Here is a 10,660-nt window from a genome sequence, read left to right as displayed (position 1 = left end):
GGAGGCGGCGCAGGCGCGGGCTCGGGACCCAATTCGGCCGGCGGCGGGGGCGGGGGCGGCGGGACGGGCGCGATGTAGAGCGGCGGCAACGCAGACCGCGCGTACACGCCGTCCACCACCCTCACCTGGGTCGTCGGCGCGGTGGCGGCGCGCCTCTGGCCGTCCAGGACCACGAACAGCATGACGCCGCCCAGGACGATGATCCCCATCATGAGCCAGGCCGGGGCCTGGCCGCGGGCGCGCGCCACCATGGGGCGGATGTCCGCCGTGTTTGCGCCTTCCCGTCGAGTTTTCCGGATGTCGGGATTCACCGCCGGTTCCTCACGGGAACGCGGAGCGCACGGGCGGTCTGTCGCTCGAGGCGGAACACCAGGGTCCGATATACGGCGTCGATGACGTAGCGACCGTCCCGGACATGGCCGTCCACCAGAACCGGATCGCCCCTCGCGTCGATGGCGAAAACGGCCGGCAGGACCTGTTCGGGACGCCACTGGATATAGGTTCGCACACCGTCGTCGGTGACGGCGAGCGGACGCAAGGCGGCGGGCCCCCTCAGTCTGTACTGACCGACGCCGGGCTGGGGGAGGGGACCCGCCGGGACCTCGGACGGCGTCTCGTCATAAAGAAACCGCACCGTGTACGGGGTGTCGGCGGTGGGACCGTAGCTCGACGTCAGCTCGAAATTATAGATCCGGGCGTCCGTTATCACCGTCATATTCGTCGCGCCGTCCTGACGGACCGGCTTGAGGAAAAGGGTGTCGCCGCGCCGGTTGACGGTCGCCTGCCAGGCGTCGCTGTTGCCGATCGCGACATTCTCGACCCGTTCCGTCGGATTGAAGATCACGGTCAGCTGGAAATTGGTCGCCACGTTCAGCCGAACCACCTTGCCGGCGTCGTACGGGATGGATTGAAGCCGGGGATCGCCCGGCTGCGGGCTCGGCGAAGTCTGGGCCATGGCCGGCGTGCCGAGGAGCAGACAGAGAAGGATGAGGCGCCTCACGGCGTTTCGTCCGTCGGATAGACGGTGACCGGTCCGTCGACCTCGAGCACCAGCGGATCCGTGGTCTCGACCGCCACCACGGCATCCGCCTGGGGCAAGGCCTCGGGATCGCGGCGGTACTCCAGGACCTGGAAACCCAAGGGGTTGAGGAACCGGTCCTCCGCCGACATGGGCTCTCCGGAGAAGCGATACTGGATGATGGCGACCCAATGCTGCGCCGGCAGGGCTTGGGCGCCCTCGTCCTTCCGTACGGTTTCGTAGCGCACGAGGGCGGACTGTTCGTCCAGGCGCGACACGCTCTTCACGCGGGTCTCGACGACCGCGTTTCGGGGATAGCGGATCAGGGGCCCGTCCAGATTGGAGGGCTGCATCAGGTTCAGATATTCGTCGCGCGCCTTGTCCGCCGACCACAGGCCGACCTTCTGGTAGTTGGCCTGGAGGGTCGCGATGTCGAAGCTTTCGCGGGCGATGACATACTGAACGAGCATGGATTGAACGAGCGCCCGGTCAGGGGTGATCTGGTTCGGTTCGAGCGGTTTGAGCGCCTGGACGAAACCCGTCGTACGGTCGACCAGTAGGGTGTAGGGGACTACCGTCTTCAGCGGCATGAGGATGACCAGCGCCAGGGCCTCGACCACGGCGACGGCGACGGCCGTAATCGCCATGATCCAGGCGAGGCGACGCGAGGCCTGGAGCGCGCCGATTCGGTCCGAAGCCCAGCTTCCGGCTTCACGGTAGTAGGCGTTGAGCGCTTCGCGGCTTGATTTCTTCATGAGCGACGATCCCGAAGCGCGGCGCCGAGCGACTTCCGCGGTCTGCTACGGCGCAAGGTCTGCCCGAAGGACGGCGCCATGAATCCATCCGCTTGGCCGCCGGCCGCGCGAGGCGCGGTCAGGGGCTGGGCGATGGAGCCCGCATAGGATGGGGTCGGCCCGGTACGGGCGCGGGTCTGCGAGGCGCGAAGGGCGTCCGCGACGGCCAGGGCCCGGGATGGAGCCGGGTAGGGCGTGGACTGGTCCGGAAGCATGACGAGACGCTCCTGCGGTTCGGCGCCCCGTTGGAGGAAGGGTAGGCGGGCGAGGTTGATCGAGAGGTGCACCGTGAACGCCAGCCGCAGCAGGACCGCGAGCGATCCGAACAGGGCCAGAGCGAAGGCCAGACACAGGATCAGCAATTCAACGGGGGCCGAGGCGGTGAGAATCCTGGCCTCGCGCAACAGCAGGACCTGCGTCAGCCAGGGCTCCAGAAGCGCCAACTCAACGCCGAGCATCAGGGTGACGGCGATGGAGGCCAGGAGGGTGAACACCAGGGTGCGGGCCCAACCGGCGAACAGGCTGCGTCCGATGTCGAACAACAGCAGTCCTGCCATGAGGGGCGCCAGAGCCAGCAGAACCCCCGCCGTCACCCGGACCGTGGCGACGGCGGCGACCACGCCGGACAGGAACAGCACCCGCGCCCAGCCGAGCACCGGATTGTCGGGGAGGGGGGTTCGCTCGGGCGGCTGGTTCGGATCGGTTCGACCCGGAGGCGGCCGGGAGATCCCATCTTCGCGCCCGGTTCCCAGATTGGTCAGCCGGATGATGGCGCCGTCCGCCGCCTGCAGGCGGTCGATCAGGTCGCCGCCGGCGCCGGGCAGGGCGGCGGGCCGGCCAATGGCGGCGCTGAGGTGCGACGGGCCGTCTACGATGACGTCGTAGACCACCGTCCGGTAGGCTCCCCAGCTGGTGGCGAGCGTCAGCACCACGCCGATCTTGACCGCCGCCATGACCATGTCGCGCACGCTCGGCGCCTGGCCGAACAGCATGCGGAAGCCGAACAGGGCGACGAAGAGGGTCAGCAGGCCGGTCAATACCGCCGCCAGGGGCGAGCCGGGATCAGCCAACGCCTGATAGCCCGTCGACCCGATCGTCTGCGCCTGACAGTCGATGTGCCGCAGCAGCGTCGAGAGGAACGCCTCGCCGGTGGTCAGAGCGGGACAGGCACCGATGTTCATGCCTGCTCCAGGAGGGGCGCCATCCACTCGGCGGGATTATCGCCGACGGAGGCGCGAAGGGTGTCGAGCAGGCGCACGGTCCGTTCGCGGCCCGAGAGAATGGTCAGGATGTCGTCCTCGCCGGACAAGTCGAGCCGCGCCACGACGCTCTCGCCGCCGCGCTTGATCAGGAAGCAATGGGCGCTGTCCGGCAGGGTGCGGATCAGGTCGAACTCATGCGGCGTCAGGCCGAATCCCTGCACATAGTCTTCGGCGCGGGCCTTGGCGTTGACCATGAAGATCTGGGTCGCGGCCTGTTCGATGATGGCGCTGGCGATGCGGCTTTCCAACGCGTCCTGGGCGCTTTGGGTGGCGAAGCCGACGATGCCGTTGCGCTTGCGGATGGTCTTTTCCCAGTCCTTGATGCGCCGCACAAAAATATCGTCGTCGAGCGCCTTCCACCCTTCATCGACGACGATGATCGCCGGCGTGCCGTCGAGCCGTTCCTCGACCCGGTGGAACAGGTACATCATCGCCGGGGTGCGGAGGACCGGGTCGTCGAGCAACACCGTCATGTCGAAGCCGACCGTCTGGGCTGACAGGTCGGTCAGATCCTTCGGATTGTCGAACAGCCAGGCGCGCTCGCCGTCGCCCCACCAAGGACGCAGCCGCGACCACAGGTCGCCGGCGTGGGGGCGCTGATCGCCGCGGAACAGCTCGACCAGGTGTCTCAACCGGCGATGCTTGACCGGCTGTTCGAAATTGGCGGCGACCGCGTCGCGGATACGGGCGAGGTCCGTAACGTCCGCCTCGCCCGCCAGCTGGGCGAGCCAGTCGACCAGGAAGCCGCGGTTGGTCGGCGTGTCGTCGAGTTGAAGCGGATTGAGACCGGACGCCTGGCCGGGCCGCAGCAGATCATAACGGCCGCCGATGGCCCTGATGAACAGCTCGGCGCCCCGGTCCTTGTCGAAGAAGATGATGCGGGGCTGGAGCCTGCGCGCCTGGGCCAACAGGAAGTTGAGCACCACCGTCTTGCCCGATCCGGACGGGCCGATGACGGTGAAGTTTCCGAGATCGCCCTGGTGGAAGTTGAAGAAATAGGGCCCGGCCGCGGTCGTCTCCAGCAGGGTGATGGCGTCACCCCAGTGGGATCCGGTCTCGGCGCCGGTCGGGAAGTTGTGGATGCTGGCGAGGCCGGCGAAATTGTTCGTCGACACCAGCCCCCGCCGGGCGATGTATTTGAAGTTTGCCGGGAACTGCGCCCAGAAGGCCGGCTCCAGGGCGATCTCCTCGCGAACGGCGACGATGCCCATGTCGGCGAGGGCAGCCGTCACCTCGGCGACGCCGGCGTCGATGGCTTCCAGCGTCGCGCCCCGCACCCCGATCGTCATATGGTGCTCGCCGAATCCGGCCCGCCCCGCCGCGACATCGTCCTTGGCGTGGGCGAGTTCTCCGCGCAGAGAAAGCGCCTCGTCCTCGGCCGACCGCATGCGCCGCAGGGCCAGGTTCATGCGCTCCAGTGCGGTCTGCCGTTCGACGAAGGCGAAGGACTGGGTGATGACCAGTTCAAACGGCAGCCGCAGCAGCTCGTCGAACATGCCCGGCGCGCTCCACGCCGGGTAATCCTTGATCGAGACCAGGCCGAAGAACTCCCGGGGCACATGGCCGGCCTCGGACAGCTCCACCGTGTCCTGCCCGAAACTGACCCGGCGATAGGGCAGGTAGGATCCCAGATCCTGGTGCGGCAACAGCACCGGCCGCTGTTCGGCGTTGTACAGGCCGGAGAGAACCTCCAACGGCTCGGAACACACGCCGTTCGGCGTCTCGTATACCCCCAGAAGACGCGGCGCGTACTCGCCCAGGGCCGAGAGCAGGGCGTCTCGTCCCGCATCCAGCTGACCGAGCTCGGCCACCTGCCCGGCGTCGGAAGCCTCGCCGGCGCGGACGAACCAGTTGCGGATCCGGTCGGCGACTCCGACCTGGCCCTGCAACGGCCGTCGCACCAGCGTCAGGTAGAGATCGTTGACGAACAGCTGTTTGGCGGCGAGCCGTTCCGCCCACCGGTCCCCCAGCGTCTGCGAGAAGTCATCGGGAAACGGCTGCTCCAGATCGACATCGACGCGCCGCCTCACGACGTGATGGTAGAGGGCGAAGCGGGACGAGCCGATGGCGCGCAGCATCGCGTCCCGCAGGGTCTTGCGGTAGTTGAGCTCGCTGGTGTCGGCGGTTTCGAACAGCAGGCCCCGCAGCTGGATCACCTGCAGCAGCAGACCGTCCCGCGTCTCGAGGGTGTGATCGTCGACGTGCCGCGCGTAGGGGAGGTGGACGCCAGCCGGTTTCTCACGCCTGACCGTTCGATCCCCCTGGCTCAGGGGCGGTAGGAGTTGCATCGCCAGATACGGTGGTTGTGAACACGCGGGCACTGGCTGACGCGTGTCAGCCACAGGTCGATGATTCGGGGCTCGCGGAGGCAGAGCAGCACGCCGACGCCGTGGACGACCAGGGCGATCGGCAGCACCCAGATCGACCGAAACACCAGAAACAGCTCCGCGGCGACCACGGCGTTGATCACGAAATAACTGTAGGTCACCCCGGCGAACATCTGCGGCCGGGTGAGGGCGGTGAACAGGGGCGTGCGATCCAGATCGTCCACTTGCCTAGCCCGCGAACGAGGCGGTCGACCGGATCCCGGCGACGATGCTCACGGCGCCGAACAGGATGAAACAACCCAGGATGACGACCGCCCCATATCGCCAGTTCATCCGCCCGGTCAGCATCAGAAAGCCGACGCAGGCGACGGCGATTACGGCCACCACGGTCGCGACGGTGCCCAGCAGGGTGCCTTGCAGCCATTGCACGGCCGATACGATCGGGCCGGAGCCTCTGGGGTCCGCGAGAACGGTCTGGGCTTGCGCGGCGATTGGCTGACTCATGGCCAGCGCGGTGGCGATGACGCCGCCAAGACCTCTGATGCTCTTTGCCATGGATACTCCCCCGAACGGCTCGCTCATCAAGGCCTAGTTTAAAGCGGTTGCCAACCCCCGGAACGCTACTTTGAGGCGTGGGTCGCCGTTTTCTCACGCTCCCTAGCCGCGAGCTTATACGGGCGGACCGCGAGACACCAGGGCACCAACTCAGCGCCGTTTCACCCTATTGACTCGCCACCCGTTAACCGGGCAAGTCGCAATCCTAGGGGGAATTCTCATGAAATCATTCATCCGGCTGTCGATCGCTCTGGTGTTGACGAGCTTGCCGGCGGCAGCGGTCGCTCAGGTCACTCAGACCTACCAGTATGACGCCAACGGCAGACTGACGGGCGTCACGACCAGCGGCGCGGGCGGCACCCACGCTTCCTCCTATGCTTACGACGACGCGAACAACCGAACCTATCGCAGTCAAACCGGAACAATGGCCTACGCAGCCCTCCTCCAGAGCCTCGGCGAGGCGTTCGGCGACCATCCGATGTTCGCCTCCGTCGCCCGGGAGTTTGAAAGAGCCGCCGCCAGAATCCGGCTGGATTCTCTGGGGAGCCCTTCCGCCGTTGTCGCGGCCTCGCTACCCGCCGCCGCAGACGACCTGCTCTATCCCGCCGCGCTGTCCTTGTCCCAGGAACGACCCCGGCGGGACGACGCCGCCCAATGACGTTGAGGACGCACGGCGATCCCGCAGTCACCGGCTTGCTGCGACCGCTCTGGCGCAAGGGGGCCGGACAGAGGCGACCCATCCACGTGCGCGTCCGTTGGGACGGCGAACTGGGTTTCTCTGACCCCTCATCCATAGCTTTCGGGGCAGGCTGGAACAACGCCCGCCCCGGCGCCCCAACCACCTTTCAAAACGACGGCGTGCTCGTGCTCAAGTCGAGCAATGGCTTAGCCCTGTGGAGCTCGACCACATGTCTGTGAAAATGATGATGCGCGCTGCGCTCGCTCTGGCGGCAACGATGCTGGCCGTTACGGCCGCACCGGCCACGGCGCAGGTCCAGGCCGCACCGCCGCCCGCCCACTACACGCTCGACGCGAGAGGCGTCGACCTGATCAACGGAACCTTCAATTATTCCGCGACCGAGGTGGTCATCGGCAATCCCGGTCAGGGCGGACTGACCTACTCCCGGAGCTGGGGCGGCGGCGGCTGGCGCTCCAATCTGATGGGCACCGTCTACTACGTCGGATCGACGTACACGGTGAGCTTCGGTGGCTTTTCCGACGTGTTCACCCTCGCCGGAAGCGTCTACGTCCCGGCGTCCGACCGCGGACAGACGCTGACCAAAAGCGGATCGACCTTCACCTACACGGCCGCCGACGGCACCGTCGCGACCTTCTCGCCGAACACCTTGAACTACCACAACCAGCTGCCGAACCAGAACGGCGGCGTGATCCGCACGATCACCTATCCTTCCGGAGAGGTGGTCAACTTCACCTACGTCAGCGGCCGGGTGCTCATGCCCGCCGAGTGGCCGGAGAAGCCCTACTATCTCACGACCTGGCGGCTGCAGTCGGTCACCAACACGCTCGGCTACCAGTTGAAGCTGGAGTACGCCAACAACAACCCGACGACGGAGAACGAACTCTACGACTTCAACACCCTGGTGAAGGTCACTGGCTTCAACATGGCGGTCGACGCCTGCGCTCCTGACGCGGTCACCTGCACCTTCAGCCGCACCTGGCCGAGCACGACCGGCGGCAACCAGGTCACCGACGAACTGGGCCGAACCACGGTGTACACGGCCGGCTTCACCAATGGGCTGACCGGCATCCGCTTTCCGTCCAGCACCAGCGGCAACGACATCTCGATCGCCTATACGTCGAACCGCGTGTCGTCGGTGACGGTCGGGTCGGACACCTGGACCTACAGCTATGTCGATGCCGGCGGCAACCGCACGACCACGGTCACCGACCCGCTGTCCCACACCAATGTGGTGGTCGCCAACCTGGCGACGGGCCGGGCGATCTCCTCGACCGACGGACTGGGCCGCACCACGACCTTCCTTTGGGACGCCCAGGGCCGGCCGACGCGCACGACCCTGCCGGAGGGCAACTACACCGAGATAACCTATGGCGTCCGCGGCAACGTCACCCAGCTGACCAACGCCGAGAAACCCGGAACGCCCGACCTGCCGAACATCGTCACGTCGGCGAGCTTTCCGGCCACGTGTGCGAATATCCGCACCTGCAACCAGCCGACGAGCACGACCGACGAGCGCGGCGCCGTCACGGACTACACCTATGACGCCACGCATGGCGGCTTGCTGACCGTGACCCAGCCCGCGCCCACGCCCGGCGCGGACCGGCCGCAGACCCGGGTCAGCTACTCGTCCCTCTACGCCTGGTACAAGAACAACGCCGGCACGCTGACGCAGGCGCCGACGCCGGTCTGGCGCCCCACGGCCGTTTCGGCCTGCGCCACGGGCACGGCGCCGGCCTGCCTTGGCACGGCGAACGAGGTCAGGATAACAACGACGTACGCACCATCGGGCGTGGCGAACAATCTGCTGCCCACCTCCACCACCTCGGGCGACGGCACGGGCGCGCTGGCGGCCACCACGGCCATGACCTACACCGCCAACGGCGACGTGGAGACCGTCGACGGCCCGCTCGCCGGTTCGAACGACTTGACCCGACACCGTTATGACGCGGGCCGCCAACTGATCGGCGTCGTGGGGCCGGACCCCGACGGCGGCGGCGCCCTGCTACACCGGGCGGTCCGCAACACCTATAACGCTGATGGCCAGGTGACCCTCGTCGAACAGGGCACGGTGACGAGCCAGTCGGACGCCGCATGGAGCGCCTTCTCGTCGCTGCAACAGAAAGAAACCGTCTATGACGATATCGCGCGGCCGGTCCGCACGACGATCGCCGCGTCGGGATCGATCTACGGCGTACAACAGGTCAGCTACGACGCCGCCCACCGTCTCGACTGCACTGCGGTGCGGATGAACCCCGCGACCTTCGCCGCGCCGCCTGCCTCGGCCTGCACGGCGGCCACGACCGGCTCCTTTGGTCCCGACCGAATCGTCCGGAACGCGTATGACGCGGCCGACCAGGTGATGGCTCTGACCTCGGCCTACGGCCTCCCGGAGGCGATCACGGAGTCGGCGACCTACACATCGAACGGTCTGCTGGCGTCGCTGACGGACGGCGAAGGCAATGTCTCGGTTCCGGTTTATGATCGCTTCGACCGGTTGTCGCGACTGCGCTATCCGAATGCGACCGGCGGTGGAACGTCCACCTCGGATTTTGACGAGTACACCTACGACCAGGCGTCCAACGTGACCGTGTTCCGCAACCGGTCGGGACAGATCTTCACGGCCGGCTTTGACGCCCTGAATCGTCAGGCCAGCTACGATCCACCCGACGGCGACCAGCGCGACATCACCTACGACAACCTAGGACGCCCGCTGAACCTGGAGACGACCGGCTTCTACACTTGGAATGTGTATTGGACGTGGGACGCGCTCGGCCGCCGCCTGACGGAAAGCCAGGGACTGGGCACGATGACGTCCCAGTACGACCTGGCCGGCCGCCGCACCCGGCTGACATGGCCAGACGGCTACTATGCCGCCTATGACTACGACCTGTACGGCGCGTTGACGTCGGTGCGCGAGAACGGCGCCACGTCCGGCGCCGGGGTGCTGGCCACCTATGCCTATGACAACCGCGGACAGCGGACCGGTGCGGCGCGCGGCAACGGCGTGTCAACGAGCTGGGGATACGACGCCGTCTCGCGCCTCAGTTCGCTGTCCCACAATCCTTCGGGGACCGGCCAGGACCTGACCGTCACCTTCAGCTACAATCCGGCGGGGCAGATCGTCTGGCGCACGGTCACCAACCCCGCTTACGTCTATGCCCCGTCGGACGTCGGGACCACTTATGCGAACGATGACCTGAACCGGGTGACCTCGGTGGGTGGCGCCGCGATCGGCTACGACACCCGCGGCAACATAACCTCGGGCCTCGGCAAGACCTTCGGCTACGACGCAGAGAACAAGCTGACGGCGGCTGGGACGGCGACTTTCCTGTTCGACCCGCTGGGGCGGCTGGAGCGGTCCACAGGAGCGACGACGACGCGCTTCCTCTATGATGGGGCCCAGGTCGTCGGCGAATACGACGCAACCGGCTTGGCCATCCTCGCCCGCCACGTGCCAGGGACGGGGCTTGACGAAGTCATTACCAGCTACGCAGGCTCGGGGACGACCAACCGGACCTGGTTACTGGCAGATGAGCGGGGCTCAGTGATCGGGCTCGGCGACGGCTCCGGCGCGACGAACGTCAACCGCTATGACGAGTACGGTGTCCCGGCCGCGGGCAACGCAGGGCGCTTCCAATATACGGGCCAGATGTGGCTTCCGGATGCTGGTCTGTACCACTACAAAGCCCGCGCCTACGCTCCCCAGATCGGGCGCTTTCTGCAGACCGACCCGATCGGCTATCGTGACGGGGCCAACCTTCACGCCTACGTCAGCGCAGACCCCATAAACAGGACCGATCCCACTGGCCTCCGAATGGTTATGGTGCCTTATTTGTTCTGCTCGACATCCTACTCTGGCAACTTGCCTCCCATTGAGAACTGTGAAACCCGCTATACATTTTGGGACGATGGCTCAGGTTACGAAGAAGTTGGGGGACACCAAGACAGCTGTCGGCCGGGAAACATCCTCAATATCGAGGGCATAGTTGCTGGTGGTGCTCTTG

At 66.6% G+C, this 10,660-nt stretch carries 9 protein-coding genes; 2 read left to right on the top strand and 7 right to left on the bottom strand.

Annotated features, from left to right (window positions below; all coding sequences use genetic code 11):
* The 7 genes from RDU12_RS07090 to RDU12_RS07060 form a co-directional block, all read right to left on the bottom strand.
* Positions 1–251 (bottom strand): hypothetical protein (locus RDU12_RS07090; protein WP_308684340.1); only part of this gene is annotated, 251 nt, incomplete at its 3' end.
* A gap of 56 nt (positions 252–307) precedes the next feature.
* Positions 308–1,000, bottom strand: coding sequence for a TrbG/VirB9 family P-type conjugative transfer protein (locus tag RDU12_RS07085; protein WP_300289325.1), 693 nt, complete (start codon positions 998–1,000; stop codon positions 308–310).
* Complete coding sequence (locus tag RDU12_RS07080) at positions 997–1,773, bottom strand: virB8 family protein (protein WP_300289324.1); 777 nt, start codon at positions 1,771–1,773, stop codon at positions 997–999. The genes RDU12_RS07085 and RDU12_RS07080 overlap by 4 nt, the downstream gene beginning before the upstream one ends.
* Positions 1,770–2,993 carry a type IV secretion system protein gene (locus RDU12_RS07075; protein ID WP_300289323.1) on the bottom strand — a complete coding sequence of 408 codons (1,224 nt, stop codon included), beginning with the start codon at positions 2,991–2,993 and terminating at the stop codon, positions 1,770–1,772. Before RDU12_RS07075 ends, RDU12_RS07080 begins: the two co-directional genes overlap by 4 nt.
* Positions 2,990–5,362 (bottom strand): VirB4 family type IV secretion/conjugal transfer ATPase, encoded by a 2,373-nt coding sequence (locus RDU12_RS07070; RefSeq protein WP_300289322.1) that lies wholly within the window; start codon positions 5,360–5,362, stop codon positions 2,990–2,992. Before RDU12_RS07070 ends, RDU12_RS07075 begins: the two co-directional genes overlap by 4 nt.
* A complete protein-coding gene (locus tag RDU12_RS07065) occupies positions 5,341–5,625 on the bottom strand; it encodes a type IV secretion system protein VirB3 (RefSeq protein WP_300289321.1) in 285 nt (94 codons plus the stop codon). Before RDU12_RS07065 ends, RDU12_RS07070 begins: the two co-directional genes overlap by 22 nt.
* Before the next feature lie 4 nt (positions 5,626–5,629).
* The gene (locus RDU12_RS07060; protein ID WP_300289319.1) at positions 5,630–5,956 is read right to left on the bottom strand and encodes a TrbC/VirB2 family protein; all 327 of its coding nucleotides are present in this window, start codon (positions 5,954–5,956) and stop codon (positions 5,630–5,632) included.
* Positions 5,957–6,176: 220 nt separating this feature from the next.
* On the opposite strand from RDU12_RS07060, the gene RDU12_RS07055 reads away from it, so the two are divergent.
* Positions 6,177–6,614, top strand: a complete 438-nt coding sequence (locus RDU12_RS07055; protein WP_300289318.1) for an RHS repeat domain-containing protein — start codon at positions 6,177–6,179, stop codon at positions 6,612–6,614.
* Positions 6,615–6,864: 250 nt separating this feature from the next.
* Positions 6,865–10,660, top strand: a 3,796-nt coding sequence (locus RDU12_RS07050) for an RHS repeat-associated core domain-containing protein (RefSeq protein WP_308684339.1), incomplete at its 3' end; no start/stop codon positions are given.

The organism is Brevundimonas sp. (assembly GCF_031082345.1).
GTDB lineage: Bacteria > Pseudomonadota > Alphaproteobacteria > Caulobacterales > Caulobacteraceae > Brevundimonas.
Note: the sequence above shows the minus strand (reverse complement) of the source record. Positions and strands in the feature narration are given on the sequence as shown.